The sequence below is a fragment of the Rhodococcus sp. MT28 genome (genome assembly GCF_058792695.1).
This window is the reverse complement of record NZ_JBXAFD010000001.1, coordinates 787935-805619: the sequence shown is the minus strand read 5'-3', so window position 1 is coordinate 805619 and position 17685 is coordinate 787935. Positions and strand designations below refer to the sequence as shown.

Here is a 17685-nt window from a genome sequence, read left to right as displayed (position 1 = left end):
GTTAGGGTTGATGGCATGCCTGATCGCGTATTGGTGACTCTCGACCATGAGGTGCTCGATGCTGACGCACCGTTTCTGCACGCCGACGACCTGGCGGTGGTGCGCGGCGACGGAGTCTTCGAGACGCTGTTGGTACGCGACGGCCGCGCCCGGGTGGTCGAGGGACACCTGAGTCGACTGGTTCTGAGCGCGCGGGCACTCGGTCTGCCCGCTCCCGTTCTCGATGATTGGCGTCTGGCGATCGAGATGGCTGCCGAGGAGTGGGGGACCGAGAAGGAAGGCGCTCTTCGTCTTGTTCTGACCCGCGGCCGTGAGAGCGGTGACAAGCCGACAGCCTTCGTGATGGTCGGTCCGGTGGCCGATCGGGTCAGACAGGTCCGCGAATCGGGGTTGTCGGTGATGACTCTCGAGCGAGGTTTCTCTGTCGATCTCTCTGCCCGGGCACCCTGGCAGCTACTGGGCGCGAAGACGTTGTCGTACGCAACCAACATGGCAGCGCTTCGATATGCGGCGAATTTGGGTGCTGACGATGTGATCTTCGTCAGTTCCGAGGGCAATGTGTTGGAGGGGCCACGCTCGACGGTGGTGATCGTTCGGGACAGGACTTTGATCACACCGCCTCCCGCACAGGGCATTTTGATGGGCACTACGCAGCGCGCCCTGTTCGACGTTGCCGGCAGTGCTCGCTTCGATTGCCGATACGAAACCCTCCGACCTGCGGATTTGATTGCGGCCGACGGAGTGTGGATGGTTTCGAGCGTCACGCTGGCCGCACGCGTCCATACACTCGACGGGCTCACATTGCCAGAGCCGAAGGTCTCCGGGGAATTCGCGGAATTGGTTGAACGTGCAATTGATTCGGATTCAGCAGGGCGATAGGCGAATAGGAATCGCGACAGGTCTCTACTACATTTGGTAGTAGCAAAGTCCTGCGGTCCAAACCGGACAGCAGTACCGTGTCCGCAGGGGCCGAGCGACTGCCCGCGTCTCGAACCCCGAAGCCTGTCCCAGGGCCCTACTCTCGGAGTAGCCAATGGATACTTTGGACGTCTCCAGGTGGCAGTTCGGTATCACTACCGTCTACCACTTCATCCTTGTTCCGCTGACCATCGGACTTGCGCCGATGATCGCGATCATGCAGACGATGTGGGTGGTCACCAAAAAGGACCACTGGTATCGGCTCACCAAGTTCTTCGGCAAGCTTTTCCTCATCAACTTCGCACTCGGTGTAGCCACCGGCATCGTGCAGGAGTTCCAGTTCGGCATGAACTGGAGCGAGTACTCGCGATTCGTCGGTGACGTCTTCGGAGCTCCGCTCGCATTGGAAGGCCTTGTCGCCTTCTTCATGGAGTCCGTCTTCATCGGACTCTGGATCTTCGGTTGGGGCAGGCTGCCCAAACTTGTACACCTGGCGTGCATTTGGCTCGTGGCGATCGGCGTCAACGCGTCGGCATTCTTCATCATCGCGGCCAACTCGTTCATGCAGCATCCGGTCGGTGCGACGTACAACCCTGAAACGGGTCGTGCCGAGCTCACCAGTATCTGGGAGCTGCTGACCAACAACACCGCTCTCGCTGCCTTCCCGCACGCGGTTGCCGGCGCCTTCCTGACAGCGGCGACGTTCGTCGCCGGCATCAGTGGTTGGTGGATGGTGCGGAACATGCGCCGCGCCAAGCAGGCTGAGGCCGCCGAAGCCGAGCGCCTCGAAGCCGACGCACGGACGATGTACCGCCCGGCAACACGATTCGCGTTGCTCGTCATGATCGTGGCCGGAATCGGCATCATCTATACCGGTGACGTCCAAGGCAAGCTCATGTTCCAGCAGCAACCCATGAAGATGGCGTCGGCGGAATCGCTGTGCGACACCGAGATGGATCCGGACTTCTCGATCCTCACTATCGGCACTCACAACAACTGTGACAGCGTGACGCACGTTCTGAAGGTGCCGTTCGTTCTTCCATGGTTGGCCGAGGGCAAGTTCACCGGCGTCGAACTGCAAGGCGTGAACCAACTGCAGGAGCAGGCGGAGCAGGACTTCGGACCGGGTAACTACCGACCGAATCTCTTTGTCACGTACTGGTCTTTCCGCGCCATGATCGGCCTCGCCGCCGGTTCGGCAGCACTGGCTCTCGCGGGACTGTGGGTCACTCGTAAGGGGCGGGTCCCGGACCAGAAGTGGTTCGGAATACTCAGCCTGGTCGCGATCCCCACTCCGTTCATGGCGAACAGCGCCGGTTGGATCTTCACCGAGATGGGCCGTCAGCCCTGGGTGGTGCATCCCAACCCGACCGGCGTCGACATGATCAGACTTACTGTCGACCAAGGTGTTTCGGACCACGCGTCGGCTACCGTCTGGGCTTCGCTGATCACCTTCACCCTGCTGTACGGAGCGCTGGGAGTCGTCTGGTTCAAGCTGATCGTGCGGTACGCGAAGGAAGGCCCGTTGGAGCACGACATGCATCCGCCGGGCGATACAGATCATGACGAGCCGGAAGATCCGGACAAGCCCAAACAACTGTCGTTCGCGTACTAGGAGGCGATCATGGGACTTCAAGAAGTATGGTTCGTGCTCGTCGCAGTACTGTTCATCGGTTACTTCGTCCTCGAAGGGTTCGACTTCGGTGTCGGAATGCTCATGCCGATCGTCGGCAGAGGCAGTGACCTCCCGGCCGATACGCGTCGACGGGTAGCGCTCAACACGATCGGCCCGGTGTGGGACGGCAACGAAGTGTGGCTGATCACCGCCGGTGGCGCGATGTTCGCGGCATTCCCGGAGTGGTACGCGACGTTGTTCTCCGGGTTCTATCTACCGCTGCTGATCATCCTGGTGGCCTTGATCGTTCGTATCTGTGCCATCGAATGGCGAAGCAAGATCGACGACGACAAATGGCGTCAGCGTTGCGACTGGGGCATCATCTTCGGCTCCTGGGTCCCGGCAGTTCTCTGGGGCGTGGCTTTCGCGAACATCGTTCGGGGCGTGGCGATCAACGCAGACAAGCAGGTCGAGTCGGGATTCTTCGATCTGCTCAATCCGTACGCGCTGCTCGGCGGTCTGACCACCGCGCTGGTGTTCGCTCTCCACGGTGCAGTGTTCCTGGCACTCAAGAGTGCCGACGAGGTTCGTGAAGATGCCGTGAAAATTGCTGCACGACTGGCAATTCCAGCTATTCCTGTTGCCGGCGGATTCGTTCTGTGGACGCAACTCGCCTACGGCAAGGGATGGACGTGGATTCTGGTAGCTGCCGCTGCTGCGGCACTGATCGGCGTCGTCTTCCTGACGCGGGCCGAGCGCGAAGGCTGGGCCTTCGTTCTCACCTGTGTGGCCGTCATCGCCACCGTCGTGCTGCTGTTCGCCTCGCTGTTCCCGAACGTCATGCCGTCGACGCTGGATCCGGCGTACAGCCTGACCATCGAGAACGCGTCGTCGAGTCCGTACACGCTCAAGGTGATGACGTGGGCCGCGGCATTCATGACGCCGGTGGTGATCATCTACCAGGGTTGGACGTACTGGGTGTTCCGACAGCGCATCTCCTCCAAGCAGATTCCGGCGTCGATCGGTCTGCGATTCAAGGAGAAGACGTGGTAGTCACCAACCTTGAATCACGAAACATTCGAATCACGAAAGAACTGACGGTCGAATTCACGTGACTATCGAAGTAGGCGACGCTCCCACCACTCGGGAGCGTCGCCGGGGGCCGATCGACCCGCGGCTGTGGCGACATTCCGCTTCTGCGCGCGGCTATCTGATCCTCACGGTCGCTCTGTCGATGGTGAACGTCGTGATGGTCATCGTCGCGGCGCTCATGATCGGCCGGGTGCTGGCCGGAGTGATCACCACTCGAACTGTGGATGTTTCCTCGTGGACAACCGAATTGGTTGTTCTCGCCGCAGCTGTGGCGGTCCGAGTTCTGGGGACCTGGTTGCAGACCAGGTATGCGCACCGGGCGTCGACTCGCGTCGTTGCCGAGATCAAGAACGGCGTGCTGACGTCGGCGACGGCGATGAGTCCTCGCGATCTGGATCCGCGGCGTGACGAGATCGCGACCGTGGTCACCCGAGGTGTCGACGGCCTTGGTCCGTACCTGACGGGATACCTTCCGGCCCTGGTCTTGTCGGTGACGCTGACACCCATCACCCTGATAGTCATTGCGGTGCAGGACATGACGTCTGCGGTCATCATCTTCGTGACGCTGCCGCTGATCCCCATCTTCATGATTCTGATCGGCTTGCTGACAAAGGGTAAGTCGGAGAAGACGCTGGCAGCGATGACCACGTTGTCTTCGCAACTGCTCGATCTTCTTGCCGGTTTGCCGACGCTGCGGGCGCTCGGTCGTCAGCAAGGTCCTGCCGAGCGCGTCCGTGAACTCGGTGACGCTCATCGGCGAACGACGATGTCAGCTCTCCGCGTCGCGTTCCTGTCCTCGATGGTGCTGGAACTGCTCGCAACGCTCTGCGTCGCGTTGGTGGCCGTGAGTATCGGCTTGCGACTGGTGTACGGCGACATGTCACTCGAGCCGGGGATAGTCGCGTTGATCCTCGCCCCCGAGGTGTACCTGCCACTTCGGATGGTGGGAACCCAGTTCCACGCCGCCGAGGACGGAATGGCGGCAGCCGACAAGGCATTCGAGGTTATCGAGGCGGATTCTGCCGCGCCGGAGGGTGGTAGCACGACGGTGGTCGCTCGAGGCGCCGACATCGTCTTCGACGGACTCGGTGTGGCCTCTCGTGGGGGAGTCGCACCGTCTCGACTTTCCGCCATGGCATCGCCAGGGGCGATCACCGTGCTCACCGGTCCCAACGGCTGCGGCAAGTCGACGGCAGTGCACGCGCTGCTCGGGTTGATCGAACCGAGCAGTGGGCGTGTGACGGTCGCCGGCGTCGATGTCCGAGACCTGGACGAGCACGCGTGGTGGAGTCAGTTGGCCTGGCTTCCCCAGCATCCGGTCCTCCTACCCGGCACCGTTCGTGAAAATCTCGATCTCACCGGGGTCGTCGATGCGCAAGCACTGACCCACGCCGCTGCTGCGACGGGATTCGACGCGGTACTGGCCGAGCTGCCTGCGGGCGTCGAGACCGTGATCGGCGTCGGCGGTACAGGTCTGTCTTTGGGGCAGCGGCAACGGCTGGCACTGACACGCGTGCTTGCCTCGGACCGCGCAGTTCTTGTCCTGGACGAACCCACCGCTCACCTCGACTCGGATTCGGAAGGGACAGTGTTGGCTTCTCTGAGAGCACGGGCGGAGCGTGGCGACACCGTTGTCGTGATCGGCCACCGTCCGAGTGTGCTTGCCGCAGCTGACCGGATCGTCGAGGTGCGCGCTCATGAGAAGTGACGCTCACGATCCGCTTCTGCGTGCTCTGCGGCTACTGGAACTTCGGCCACGACGCGTACTGACGGCGGTAGCGGCGGGTGTGGCAACACTCGGTAGCGCACTCGCCTTGGCGGCGCTGTCCGCATGGTTGATCACGCGGGCTTGGGAGATGCCTCCCGTTCTCGATCTCAGTGTTGCGGTAGTTGCCGTACGCGCATTGGGAATCTCACGTGGTGTCTTCCGCTATCTCGAACGATTGACGACGCACGACGTCGCGTTGCGCGGAACCACCGCGGCGCGATCGAGGATCTACCAGCAGTTGGCCGCAGGAGATCCCGCGGCAGCAGCCGGACTACGACGCGGTGACCTGCTCTCACGTACGGGCGCCGACGTGGATGCACTGGGCGACGTCGTCGTCAAAGCACTGATCCCGATTGCGGTTTCGATTGTCCTCGCGTTTGCTGCGGTGGGAATCCTGTTGTTCATCTCGGTTCCGGCCGCGCTCATCCTGGCTGTTGCGCTGGCGGTGTCCGGGATCGCGGCACCCTGGCTGTCGGCTCGTGCTGCTCGTCTCGCCGAGGCCGACAGTTCTGCTGCCGCAGCGCGATTCAGTGAGTCCGCGGTGACCGCCCTCGACCATTCCGCCGAGCTCCGGGTATCGGGTCGCTTGGATCAGGCGGTGAGCGAGGCGGTCTCTGCCGAGAACGATGTGGTCGACGCAACCGATCGCGCGGCGGTCCCGAGTGCCTTTGCCGCCGCTGCCACGCCCCTGGCAATCGGAGTGAGCGTCCTCGGTGCCCTGCTGATCGGAATCTCGCTGTACGGAACCACCGACATGTCACCGATGTCCATGGGAATCCTTGTACTGCTTCCGCTGTCGGCTTTCGAGGGAACCGCGATACTGCCCAGCGCGGCGGTGGCATTGACCAAGGCGCGGCTGGCGTCGGCACGCATCATGGCGGTACTCGATCGAGCCGACGCCGAACACGTTGAAGGAAATCGTGCGTGGCCGGAGGACGGGGTCCTGAGTGTGCACGCGTTGCGGGCGGGTTGGCCCGGGGGAAAGGTGACCGAACCGCTGTCGGTGGATCTTCCTCGCGGTGCTCGTGTTGCCGTCGTCGGCGAGAGTGGATCGGGAAAGACCACTGCGCTGATGACGATGGCGGGACTGCTGCCGCCCGTCGCGGGAACAGTTCGTGTTGACTCGGTGGACGTTTCGGATATCGATCCGGCCGAGCTGCGTCGGCACGTCGGGTACTTCGCCGAAGACGCACACCTCTTCGAGACGTCGGTACTCGAGAACCTGCGCGTCGCGCGGGGTGACCTCACCGCCGAGGACGCGGAGAAGGCACTTGCCGCAGTTGGTCTCGGCGAGTGGCTGGCGGAACTGCCGGACGGGCTCGACACCTACCTGGTCGGCGGTATGCGAGCGGTTTCGGGCGGTGAGCGTCGTCGGTTGCTGTTGGCACGCGCGATCGTCTCGCCCGCGGAGGTACTGCTGCTCGACGAGCCGACCGAGCACATGGACGCGGAGGCCGGCGCTCAGTTGCTGCGCGAGTTGCTCGATCGCGACGGAATGCTGGTCGATTCTTCACGAACGGTTGTTGTCGTTACCCATCAACTTCCGGCCGGTACTGGAGCTGACCAGGTGATATGCGTCGGAAAAGTTTCTGTGGAAAATACGTTGCCGTCATCGTGAAGTGGGCGTACTTTCTCCTGTACACAAGGAAGGAGGTGGTCTGAAATTGAAGTACAGACGGACGCGTGAGGTGGCTGCCAGCTAGCCGCAATCGCTGATGGAATTCACTTACCGCGTGAGCGGCCGGCGAATCCCAGGCAGCCACCCGACCCCCGAGCCCCCGATCAGTCCGACCGGGATCCGCGCGAAAGCGTGGGTGTGGCTCGGGGGTCGCTTCGTGCCGTGCGCCTTTATCAACCCCCGGCGGTTAATAAAGGCGCACAGCGTGGACAAGGATTAGGCCCCCACCATCCACCGCGCTCGAGGATCGCTCTGACCTCGGCTGCAGTTCGGCACGAGGCCCCCTCCACCTCCTCCCAACCGAAGACCAGTGTGGCGTTGCCTGACAGTTCGGATGCGTTTCCTCGCCGACGATCCCGCAGCGCAGTCGCCCGAGAAGAGTGGAAGGCAAATCCGTCGAGTCGAACGATCAGTGCGACACCGCAATTGCGGTAGTCAACGTCCTCGTAGAGAGTTCTCCCATCGACGAGGACCGGCGATTGCCGTCGTGCTTCCGGCAAACCGTGTGCGCGCTCGACCTCGATTGCGTAGCGATGTTCGAGTACCGACTGGACACCGCGATCCAACAGGTCCAATGTCGAGGACAGCGCTTTGACATATCGCCTCGGCCGGCGGCATTCCATTCGGGTGCGCAATTCCATCCGTGACACTTTGCACGCCGTGGCGGAGCGAACCAGAGAACGAGCGGCGTCGCGAGCCGACGGCTCTGCAACCGCCAGGTCAATTGCGTTGTCGGCCAGCGAAGTACGAGCAGGCTGAGTGGCAACGCCGATGTGGGCCTGAGCGCGTGAACGATGAACGATCACTCCGGGATGGGCAGTGGACCACCCCAACGGAACGGGGCGCGCCGGGGAGCGTTCGGGTCTGACCGTCGGACTCTGACAGCGGGAGGATCTGCCGTATCGGACCGTGATGTGGATCGGCAGTTCGGACTCGATGTGCGTGAGTCCCCACTCTTCAGCTGCAGTCCGGTGGCTCAGGTAAGTCTCTCCGCCGCCGAACAGCAGTGCGGCCTCGAGAATCATTGCTCGGTTGAGCGGCCCGTTGGTGCTGGATTGAACGCCGTGGAGGACGGAAGTCCATTGACCCGATTCGACCAGATGTTGGATGCGGCGCGGTGAATAGCCGAAAGGGCGTAGTTGTTTGTTGGTCGCGAGTCCGTGCTGGAAGTCGAAGAGTCTTCGGAGATCAGGATCGATGTAGTCGCAGCTCATGCGAATACCGTCAGATCGCGGACCGACAAGAATCGGTCGAAGATGCCGCTCCGAAGCCCGCCTGTGGAATTTGTCGGTGCCTGTGGATAAATCTGCTGTGCGCCTTTATTAACCGCCGGGGGTTAATAAAGGCGCACAGCAGAGCTAGCCGATGTAGCGCGTCAGGCGGGCCGAGAGACGCGGTTCCAGGCCACCGTCAGACATGATCCGCTCTTCGACGTACGCGAGGTCGCCGCCTTCGACGATGCCGTACAGACGCTTCGCGCCGCCGTACAGTGCACCGGACTGGCTGCGGATCACCACGTCGGTGGCAAGTTCCCACGACGCCTGGGTGAGTGCGCGCCCGTAGTACATTTCGACGACACCGGAGCTGTGGCTGAGCAGGAGTTCGACCACTTCCTGGTTGACGCTGCCCGGGATGCCGTCGCCGCCCATGCGCCAGTAACCGCTCTCGCGCAGATCGGGGCTCACGTACTTGCCCTCGGCGTCGAGGCGCCAGGACCGGGACTCCCAATTGAGGTACGGGCCGCCGTCGTGCGAGATGACGATCTGCTGACCGAAGGCGTAGTCGCCGTTCTCGTCGTGTCCTTCACCTTCGCCGCGCCAGACACCGACGAGGGGGAGAAGCGCGAGGAGTTCGGGATTGATGTCCGGGCCGAGGCGCAGGTTTGCGGTGTCCTCCGGCAACGGAAGGTCCGGCAGGGTCGGAATGTTGAGCGACGCCGTCGACTTGGAGCGCTCGACGGCGATGGCGACAGCTTCGTCCCCGCTGCCGCGCCTCACGGCACCTGCAGCGGCGGAATCGTCAGCGGTCGCGTCGGACCCTGAATCCGGAGCCTGACTCACGACTCGTCGGTGACCAAGCGGTACACGACGTACACGGAGAACCAAGCGATCATGACGGATGCGAGTGCGAGGAGTACCTCGAAGAAAATGACCACGGGTACATCTTAGACCGCGGCGACCGACCGGAAAAATCGGGAGCCGGAATGCAGAAGGCCCCGCACCGGAGGGGTGCGGGGCCGCCTGACAAAGCAGGAATTACTTGCTGACGGTCACGTCCACGTTGTGCACGCCCGAGCCCTCGGGAGCGACGGTGGAGGTGCCGTTGCCCGAGCTGGACAGTGCACGCACGGTCCACTCGCCCGGAGCGGCGAAGAAGCGGAAATCGCCGGTTCCCGATGCCACGACCTCGGCCGTGAACTCTCCGGAGCCGTCGAGCAGACGCACGAATGCGCCGCCGATGGGCTGGCCGTCAGCTGCGAGAACGCGGCCGGTGATGACCGTTTCCTTCTCGACGTCGACGCCGGCAGGCAGGGTCTGGCCCTGGGTAGGTGCTCCACACATGATCAGGCTCCCAATTCGATCGGTGCGCCGACGAGTGAGCCGTATTCGACCCAGCTGCCGTCGTAGTTCTTGACGTTGTTCTTGCCGAGGATCTCCTGCAGGACGAACCAGGTGTGGCTCGAACGCTCGCCGATGCGGCAGTAGGCGATCGTTTCCTTGGTGTCGTCGAAGCCCTTTTCCGCGTACAGCTTGGCGAGGTCGTCGTCCGACTTGAAGGTGCCGTCCTCGTTGGCGGTGGTGCTCCACGGGATGTTGATGGCTCCGGGGACGTGGCCACGCTGCTGCGCCTGCTCCTGCGGAAGGTGGGCGGGAGCGAGGATCTTGCCCGAGAACTCGTCAGGGCTACGAACGTCGACGAGGTTCTTGCTGCCGATGGCGTCGATGACCTCGTCGCGGAAAGCGCGGATCGAGAAGTCGGGGGTCTCGGCCTTGTACTGCGTGGCTTCGCGGTTGACTGCGTCCTTGGAGAGCGGGCGTCCGTCGAGTTCCCACTTCTTGCGGCCGCCGTCGATCAGCTTGATGTCCTGGTGGCCGTACAGCTTGAAGTACCAGTAAGCGTAAGCGGCGAACCAGTTGTTGTTGCCACCGTAGAGAACGACGGTGTCGTCGTTCGCAATGCCTTTGGCGGAGAGCAGATCCGAGAACTGCTCCTGGTTCAGGAAGTCGCGTCGGACGCCGTCCTGGAGGTCCTTGCGCCAGTCGAGCTTGACTGCACCCTCGATGTGGCCGCCGTCGTATGCGCTGGTGTCCTCGTCCACCTCGACAAAAACGGTCTTGGGGGTGTTGAGGTTCTGCTCAGCCCAGTCAGCGGAGACTAGGACGTCGGAGCGAGCCATGGTGTTCCTTTCGATGTGGTCTTGCATCGGTCGTTATCTAGCAGGGGTTCAGCAGGGTTGTGGGGCAAGCGTTTTCACGCGGTGGTAGCGCGGCCGGTATTTCGCAGCCTTGCGACGAGTGGATAGATCTGGCAGCCGAGGCAGATGCCGAACGCGGCGTTGAGCAGGGCCGCGAACAAGGCGAAGCCGGTGGCAACGGTGCCGACGATCGTCGACCCGGCCAGGAAACCGACCGTGCCGGCGAGTGCGAAGACGAAGCCGACGAACTGCGCGAAGCGCAGCGGCGCCACGGGTTCGTGTTCGCTGACCGGCGAGAGTCGCGGGGCGACGAGCTTGCCGAAGATCTGGCCGTACGGGCTGCGCTTGGGGCCGAGTACCGCTCCGACCGCGAAGACGATGGCCTGTAGTGCGAGAACGACGGTGGCGGCGGGCAGTGAGAAGGTCGAGAGGATGAGCGTGAGTACGAGAACGCCGGTGGTGACCCACGCGGCGAATCGAGGTCCGCGGACGTCGACCTGCTCGAGCTGGGGTGTGGTTGTGGACATCGGGAGTGCTCCTGCGCTGGATTGCATGATGCTGTGCCTGGACCGAGAAAACGGGACGTCAAAGTCCCACTCGGTGGATTGATCACGTGAGCGAAAGCTCGAAGGTCAGAGAGATCTGACGGATGAGGTGATCAGCAACAGGTACAGCAACAGCCCCCGAGGCGGCACAGGTCTACTGCGCGGCGTCGGGTGAGCATCAGCTCGTGGCGGGTTTGCACGTCGGCGAGTTTACCCCGAATTCTCGGATTTTGGCTCGTGGGGTCCGGATAGTGGTACGAGTGCAGCTTTCAGATCGGCTGCGGATGGCACTCCGGACACCCGGAACTGTTCCTCCAGGCCACCGTCGAGGATGAAGGTGGTGGGCAGCGAGAGGACACTCATCTCGCGTGCCAGAGCCGGTTCCTTGTCGATGTCGAGCTCGATCTCCACCGGCGGACGGGGAGCGTCGGCCATCGAGATCACGACCTGACCGACGACGCGGCGTACTGCCGCGCACGGTCCGCACCAGTCGGCAGAGAAATGCAGTACGACGGGTCCGCCGTTCGGCGAAGAGACTCCAGCGGCGCGGAGCAGTTCGAGGCGACTGTCCGCCGCGCCGGTCGCGGCCGGCGTGGTGACTCGGACCTTTCCGTTGCGCGACTTGAGAAAGAGCCCGACCGCGACGACGGCGACCAGCGCGACCAGCAGAATTGTGATCCCGGTCATCGGTTCTGCAGCTCTGCGAGATCGATCGTCGTGTTTTCGGCGCTGCCTTCGATCACGATTCTTCCGCCTTCCGCGTAGACCAGGCTCGGCTGAATTCCGTAGGGAAGTGCCTGCGGATCGATCGTGTAGCTGAACAAGCCGAGGACGACGGGTTCGAGTGCTGCGGGGATCGAGAAATCGGCTTTGCCCTCCGGACCGAAGTACAGATTGCTGGCGACGATCTTGACCTGCCCACCTTCCAGAACGAGGTTGGCCTGCACGCTCACTGCAGTCTCGACCGGACCGACGGCAACCGTTCCCGTCAGCACGACGGCGCCCGCGGTGCTCGCTCCGGTTCCGCCGCTGCCCCCGGTGCCATCCGACTTGTTGGCAGGCGGCGAAGATACCTGCAGGTCAGGGATATTGAGCAGCTTTCCGAGGTCGGTGGCGTTGATTCCCATCCGGCCGTCGAGTTTGTCGACGGGGAGTTGGGTGACATTGCCGTTCACGATGTCGGAGAAGGGAACGGTGACCCCGCGCAGATCGGCCTCGACGGTCACTTCGCCCACCACGTCGCTCTGGACGCCGGTAGCTCTGACGTAGACGTCCTTGTATTTCCCGCCGAGTGCCTGGGTGAGGAAGGGGAACCCGTTGAAGGTGACCTCCGGATCCGACTCGAGTGATGCGCCGGTTCGGAGCTCGCGGGAAACCCGGTACTCGGCGTACGCGGCCGCGCCGAAATCGGCCACCAGTCCGAGGCCGAGGAGAAAGACGATGCCGATGATCAGTTTGCGCACCGCACCATTGTGACGGACTCCGGTCGGGGTTCGATGCGACGGCCCCGGTACCAGGCACGCTAATGTAGGGACCGACCAAAAGCGTCGAACTACTCGAGCGTTGCCCTCACGGGTTGCGCGGGCTACTAGATAGGAGGCCGTGTGGAACTGCTCCTCCTCACCTCCGACCCCAACCCGGAAGCTGTACTACCGGCGTTGGCGTTGCTGGCGCACTCGGTTCGGCCTGCCCCCACAGAGGTTTCCTCGCTACTCGAGGCAAGTTCCGCGGACGTGGCATTGGTGGATGCGCGCACCGATCTGGCTGCCGCACGCGGGTTGTGTCGATTGCTCGGAAGCACAGGATCCGCAGTACCTGTGGTCGCCGTCCTCACCGAAGGCGGACTCGTTGCCGTCAACGCCGACTGGGGGTTGGACGACATCTTGCTTCCCGGTACCGGTCCGGCTGAGGTGGACGCCCGATTGCGGTTGTTGGTCGCCCGCAGCGGCGGTGTGGCCAGTCCGGAAGCGTCGGGAAAGATCACGCTGGGCGAACTGGTTATCGACGAGGGGACGTACACGGCACGACTGCGTGGACGGCCCCTTGATTTGACTTACAAGGAATTCGAGCTGCTCAAGTACCTCGCGCAGCACGCCGGACGGGTATTCACCCGGGCGCAGCTGCTGCAGGAAGTGTGGGGCTACGACTTCTTCGGCGGCACCAGGACGGTCGACGTCCACGTGCGTCGTCTGCGGGCGAAACTCGGCACCGAATACGAGTCCTTGATCGGTACAGTCCGAAATGTCGGATATAAGGCAGTGCGTCCGACCAGGGCCAAGGGTGGCGCAGCTGCTCCCGTTCAGTTCGAGGACGACGAGGACGTCGACTACGACGCGGCCGACGGATCGGTGGTCTGACGTGGGTTGGACAGATTCACTGCCGGCTGGATTCGCCGAGCAGGTTTCCGCGCTTCTCGATCGCGCAACCGAGTTCGACGGCAAGGCGCCCGTGTCGGAACAGGGGCGCCATGCCGTTGCCGGGCGCGGCGCCGCGCGACACTTCCTCGAACTCGACGGCGATGCAGTCGTCGGTTATGCGCAGCTGCAAGCCGGTTCGGACGAGCATCCCGACATGGCCGAGTTGGTGGTCGACCCGCAGGCGCGGCGCCGCGGCATCGGAACCAGGCTTGCCGCAGCGGTATTCGACGAGGGCCGGCCGGGCACGCGTGTCTGGGCGCACGGAAACGTCGACGCCGCAGTCGAATTCGCCAAGAGCCTCGATCTGGTCAGCGTTCGTGAACTCCTGCAGCTGCGTCGACCACTCGATGCTCCGCAGCTTCCGGAAATCGTTGTGCCCGAAGGTGTGACGATTCGGACGTATGGTGGACCCGAAGACGATTCCGAGATCCTTCGCGTCAACAATGCGGCCTTCTCCTGGCATCCCGAGCAGGGTGGCTGGACCCAGGCGGAGATCGACGAGAGAACGGCCGAAGGTTGGTTCGACCCTGCTGGTCTGTTCATGGCGTTCGCGGACACCGATCCCGATACTCTTCTCGGCTTTCACTGGACCAAGGTGCACGCACCCGAAGGTGACGATCCGGAGCTGGGGGAGGTGTACGTCGTGGGGATCGATCCCGCGGCGCAGGGACGAGGTCTCGGCCGAGTGCTGACTCTCGCGGGCATGCATTACCTGCGTGATCGCGGCCTCGGAACCGTCCTTCTGTACGTCGAAGGCGACAACACGGCCGCCCTCCACACGTACGAACGACTCGGCTTCGATCGGTTCCACGTGGACATGGCTTACGCCCGCGCGCTCTGACGTCACAGTCGGACACGCAGAAATGTCCAGTCTGTTCATTCTGCGTTAACCATGTGTGGTCCAGCCGGACACCGCGCCCGCCTACTTTTCTCTGTGGGCAGCGCCGTGTTGCCTGATGCAGATTTCAATTATTCTGCGTCTCATGTCGCCGCCCGATCGTGGGCGTGGCGGTAGCGATTTCCGGAGGATCTTGGTGAATCTCAAGCGCAGTGGTGCCCTGCTCGGTGTAGTGGCCGTGGGCGCCATGACCTTGGCCGCATGTGGCAGCGACAACAACTCGTCGTCGACGGGTGTGGACGCGTCCGCATCGAACGCAACGTGCGAAGGCAAGAGCAACCTCTCTGCCGCTGGTTCCTCGGCACAGAAGAACGCCATGGACCAGTTCGTCGCCACTTACATCTCCGTGTGCCAGGAAAAGGGCAAGACGGTCAACGTCGCGTACAACCCCAGCGGTTCGGGCGACGGTCGTACACAGTTCATCGCCGGCCAGATCGACTTCGCCGGCTCCGACTCGGCCATCAAGGACGAGCAGGCCGACAAGGCCAAGGAGCGTTGCGTCGGCGGCGAAGCCTGGAACCTTCCCCTCGTCTTCGGCCCGATCGCAGTTGCATACAACCTCGACGGCGTCGACAAGCTCGTTCTCAACGCAGAGGTTCTCGCGAAGATCTTCAACGGCGGCATCACCAAGTGGAACGATCCGGCAATCGCCGCGCTCAACTCCGGTGCATCGCTTCCCGACGAGAAGATCACCACCGTGATCCGCTCCGATTCCTCGGGTACCACCGACAACTTCCAGAAGTACCTCGACGCGGCATCGAACGGTGCTTGGACGTCGGGCGCAGGGTCCGACTTCACCGGTGGCGTCGGTGAGGGCGCCAAGGGTTCGGCGGGCGTTGCACAGGCAGTTGCCACGGCACCGGGTTCGATCACCTACGTCGAGAAGTCGTTCGCCGATCAGAACAAGCTCTCGGTTGCCGAAATCAACACCGGCTCCGAGGCAGTCGCACTGACCAACGACACGGCCGCGAAGTCGATCGCAGGCGCGAAGTTCAAGTCCGACGCAACCGGCGACCTGACGCTCGACCTCGCGTCGATCTTCAAGACCAACGAAGCCGGCGCCTACCCGCTGGTTCTCGCCACGTACTCGATCGTCTGCTCCAAGGGCTACGACGCGGACACCTCCGCAGCAGTGAAGTCGTTCCTGACGAGCGCGGCCAACGAGGGTCAGGCCAACCTGGCCGAGCAGGGTTACGTCCCGCTGCCGTCCAACGTCCGGGATCGCCTCAACGCGTCCATCACGGCAATCAGCTGACCTAGAGACTCGTGCGGACAAGCTCATGGATCTACATTCAGACGTGAAGGAAGTGAGCGCGCATGAGTGACGCGCCCATCACCTCGACATCTCGTTCTCCCGGCCCCGCAACCAGCGGGGCCGGGGTGGGCGGTCCGAACGGCACCACGGAGGACACGATTACTTCCACCAAGGCTCCAGAAACCGAGCATCCTCCGAAGGGTGACGGTCCGGGTAGCGGCAACAGCAAGACGGTGACCCGTCCGGGTGACCGCATCTTCAGCTCGCTCGCATCCGGTTCGGCAATCTTCATCACGGTTGTCATCGCGGCGATCGGCGCGTTCCTGATCTGGCGTGCTGTTCCTGCTTTGAGCCGGAACCAGGTCAACTTCCTGACCAGCCGTGAATGGGTCACGCAGAACATCAACGCGATGGCGTTCGGTGTCCTCGACCTTTTCCAGGTCACGGTGTTGGTCTCGCTGTTCGCACTGGTGCTCGCGATGCCGATCGCACTGGGCATCGCGATCTTCCTGACTTCGTACTCACCCAAGTGGCTCACGCGGCCACTGTCGTACACGATCGACCTTCTGGCAGCTGTGCCGTCCATCGTCTACGGCCTGTGGGGACTTCTCGTCTTCGCTCCGGCGATCACCCCGGTCGCGGTGTGGCTCAACGACACTCTCGGCTGGTTCCCGCTCTTCGCCGACGGCAGCGGATCGATCACCGGTGGCGGCACCATCTTCACCGCAGGCATCGTCCTCGCCGTGATGATCCTTCCGGTCATCACCGCAGTGACCCGCGAGGTGTTCATCCAGACCCCGCGATCACAGATCGAAGCCGCACTCGCCCTCGGCGCCACGCGCTGGGAAGTTGTGCGCACCACGGTCATCCCGTTCGGTAAGTCCGGCTACATCAGCGGCTCGATGCTCGGTCTCGGACGCGCACTCGGTGAGACGATGGCGCTCTACCTGATCCTGCGCACCACCTCTCAGGCCTTCGGCTGGTCGCTGTTCGACGGCGGCTCGACCATCGCCTCCAAGATCGCCCTCGGCTACGCGGAGTTCAACAACGACATCCAGGCAGGCGCGTACATCGCGGCCGGACTGGTGCTGTTCGTACTGACCTTCGTCGTCAACGCGGCTGCCCGCGCAGTGATCGCCGGAAAGAAGGACTGACCCATGACCTCCACTCTGGACCGGCCGGTCAAGGCCCCCACTTTCCAAGGCGTCGGCGCTCGTCGTCGTGCCAAGGACGTCATCGCGACCATCCTGGTGAGCCTGGCAGTCGTCATCGCGCTCATCCCGTTGGTCTGGGTGCTCTTCACGGTCATCGCCAAGGGCCTGCCCGCTCTGACGTCGCCTACCTGGTTCACCAACTCGCTGAGCGGATTGACGGCGTCGGCCGACGGCGGCGGTATCTATCACGCATTGATCGGTACCCTGCTGCAAGGCATCGTGTGCGCGGTCTTCTCCATCCCGCTCGGTATCTTCGTCGCGATCTACCTGGTGGAGTACGCCGACCGGAAGTCGAAGCTGGGCAAGCTGACCACGTTCATGGTCGACATCCTCAGCGGTGTTCCGTCGATCGTGGCCGCGCTGTTCATCTACGCCCTGTGGATCGCGACCTTCGGCTTCCCCAAGTCCGCGTTTGCGGTGTCACTGGCTCTGGTCCTTCTGATGGTCCCGGTCGTCATCCGCTCCACCGAGGAAATGCTGCGCATCGTCCCGATGGATCTGCGAGAGGCGTCGTACGCGCTCGGTGTGCCGAAGTGGAAGACCATCTCGAAAATCGTTCTGCCGACGGCACTTCCCGGCATCATCACCGGCGTCATGCTGGCCCTGGCACGCGTGCTCGGTGAGACCGCACCGCTGCTGATCCTTGTCGGCTACGCACCGTTCATCAACTTCGACCTGTTCAACGGCGAAATGGGCACACTGCCTTCCGTCATGGTCGCCGAGATGAACAACCCCACCGACGCCGGCACCAACCGCATCTGGGGCGCAGCACTGACCCTGATCCTGCTGATCGCGATCCTCAACATCGTCGCGAAGCTGATCGGTCACTTCTCACAGGTCAGAAGTAAGTGATGCGGCCTCGGAACATGT

At 63.0% G+C, this 17685-nt stretch carries 18 protein-coding genes; 10 read left to right on the top strand and 8 right to left on the bottom strand.

Going from position 1 to position 17685, the window contains the following annotated elements; genetic code table 11:
• Window positions 1-15: 15 nt before the first annotated feature.
• From AC1Q6C_RS03835 to cydC, 5 genes are all read left to right on the top strand, one after another.
• Complete coding sequence (locus AC1Q6C_RS03835; protein WP_007733829.1) at window positions 16-879, top strand: aminodeoxychorismate lyase; 864 nt, start codon at window positions 16-18, stop codon at window positions 877-879.
• 154 nt (window positions 880-1033) lie between these two features.
• The gene (locus tag AC1Q6C_RS03830) at window positions 1034-2533 is read left to right on the top strand and encodes a cytochrome ubiquinol oxidase subunit I (protein WP_007733830.1); all 1500 of its coding nucleotides are present in this window, start codon (window positions 1034-1036) and stop codon (window positions 2531-2533) included.
• Window positions 2534-2542: 9 nt separating this feature from the next.
• Complete coding sequence (gene cydB / locus AC1Q6C_RS03825) at window positions 2543-3586, top strand: cytochrome d ubiquinol oxidase subunit II (protein ID WP_003939727.1); 1044 nt, start codon at window positions 2543-2545, stop codon at window positions 3584-3586.
• A gap of 58 nt (window positions 3587-3644) precedes the next feature.
• Window positions 3645-5333: a thiol reductant ABC exporter subunit CydD gene (gene cydD, locus AC1Q6C_RS03820; RefSeq protein ID WP_007733831.1), complete on the top strand. Its 1689-nt coding sequence runs from the start codon at window positions 3645-3647 to the stop codon at window positions 5331-5333.
• Window positions 5323-7011: a thiol reductant ABC exporter subunit CydC gene (gene cydC / locus AC1Q6C_RS03815; RefSeq protein WP_007733832.1), complete on the top strand. Its 1689-nt coding sequence runs from the start codon at window positions 5323-5325 to the stop codon at window positions 7009-7011. Before cydD ends, cydC begins: the two co-directional genes overlap by 11 nt.
• Before the next feature lie 233 nt (window positions 7012-7244).
• On the opposite strand, the gene AC1Q6C_RS03810 is transcribed toward cydC, so the two are convergent.
• From AC1Q6C_RS03810 to AC1Q6C_RS03775, 8 genes are all read right to left on the bottom strand, one after another.
• On the bottom strand, window positions 7245-8285 hold the full coding sequence (locus AC1Q6C_RS03810) for a type IV toxin-antitoxin system AbiEi family antitoxin domain-containing protein (protein WP_230359028.1): 1041 nt from the start codon (window positions 8283-8285) through the stop codon (window positions 7245-7247).
• A gap of 144 nt (window positions 8286-8429) precedes the next feature.
• Window positions 8430-9068 carry a heme-binding beta-barrel domain-containing protein gene (locus AC1Q6C_RS03805; protein ID WP_039973378.1) on the bottom strand — a complete coding sequence of 213 codons (639 nt, stop codon included), beginning with the start codon at window positions 9066-9068 and terminating at the stop codon, window positions 8430-8432.
• 258 nt (window positions 9069-9326) lie between these two features.
• Window positions 9327-9632, bottom strand: a complete 306-nt coding sequence (locus tag AC1Q6C_RS03800; RefSeq protein ID WP_003939797.1) for a DUF1416 domain-containing protein — start codon at window positions 9630-9632, stop codon at window positions 9327-9329.
• A 2-nt stretch (window positions 9633-9634) separates the two neighbouring features.
• Window positions 9635-10468: a sulfurtransferase gene (locus tag AC1Q6C_RS03795; protein ID WP_003939859.1), complete on the bottom strand. Its 834-nt coding sequence runs from the start codon at window positions 10466-10468 to the stop codon at window positions 9635-9637.
• A 74-nt stretch (window positions 10469-10542) separates the two neighbouring features.
• Window positions 10543-11013 (bottom strand): DUF4395 domain-containing protein, encoded by a 471-nt coding sequence (locus tag AC1Q6C_RS03790; RefSeq protein ID WP_230359027.1) that lies wholly within the window; start codon window positions 11011-11013, stop codon window positions 10543-10545.
• Window positions 11014-11144: 131 nt separating this feature from the next.
• The gene (locus AC1Q6C_RS03785) at window positions 11145-11231 is read right to left on the bottom strand and encodes a putative leader peptide (RefSeq protein WP_350318872.1); all 87 of its coding nucleotides are present in this window, start codon (window positions 11229-11231) and stop codon (window positions 11145-11147) included.
• A 10-nt stretch (window positions 11232-11241) separates the two neighbouring features.
• Window positions 11242-11718 (bottom strand): thioredoxin family protein, encoded by a 477-nt coding sequence (locus AC1Q6C_RS03780; RefSeq protein WP_003939684.1) that lies wholly within the window; start codon window positions 11716-11718, stop codon window positions 11242-11244.
• Complete coding sequence (locus AC1Q6C_RS03775) at window positions 11715-12494, bottom strand: LmeA family phospholipid-binding protein (RefSeq protein WP_003939847.1); 780 nt, start codon at window positions 12492-12494, stop codon at window positions 11715-11717. The genes AC1Q6C_RS03780 and AC1Q6C_RS03775 overlap by 4 nt, the downstream gene beginning before the upstream one ends.
• A 141-nt stretch (window positions 12495-12635) precedes the next feature.
• Between AC1Q6C_RS03775 and AC1Q6C_RS03770 the strand changes: the two genes are divergently transcribed.
• The 5 genes from AC1Q6C_RS03770 (at window position 12636) to pstA (ending at window position 17667) form a co-directional block, all read left to right on the top strand.
• Entirely contained in the window at window positions 12636-13388 is a 753-nt protein-coding gene (locus tag AC1Q6C_RS03770) for a winged helix-turn-helix transcriptional regulator (RefSeq protein WP_003939728.1), read from the top strand.
• A 1-nt stretch (window position 13389) separates the two neighbouring features.
• Window positions 13390-14289, top strand: a complete 900-nt coding sequence (mshD, locus tag AC1Q6C_RS03765; protein ID WP_230359026.1) for a mycothiol synthase — start codon at window positions 13390-13392, stop codon at window positions 14287-14289.
• A gap of 193 nt (window positions 14290-14482) precedes the next feature.
• Window positions 14483-15601, top strand: a complete 1119-nt coding sequence (gene pstS, locus AC1Q6C_RS03760; RefSeq protein WP_492666513.1) for a phosphate ABC transporter substrate-binding protein PstS — start codon at window positions 14483-14485, stop codon at window positions 15599-15601.
• Window positions 15602-15663: 62 nt separating this feature from the next.
• On the top strand, window positions 15664-16755 hold the full coding sequence (gene pstC / locus AC1Q6C_RS03755) for a phosphate ABC transporter permease subunit PstC (protein WP_007733846.1): 1092 nt from the start codon (window positions 15664-15666) through the stop codon (window positions 16753-16755).
• A gap of 3 nt (window positions 16756-16758) precedes the next feature.
• Window positions 16759-17667 carry a phosphate ABC transporter permease PstA gene (gene pstA, locus AC1Q6C_RS03750; RefSeq protein WP_003940100.1) on the top strand — a complete coding sequence of 303 codons (909 nt, stop codon included), beginning with the start codon at window positions 16759-16761 and terminating at the stop codon, window positions 17665-17667.
• The last annotated feature ends 18 nt before the right edge of the window (window positions 17668-17685 follow it).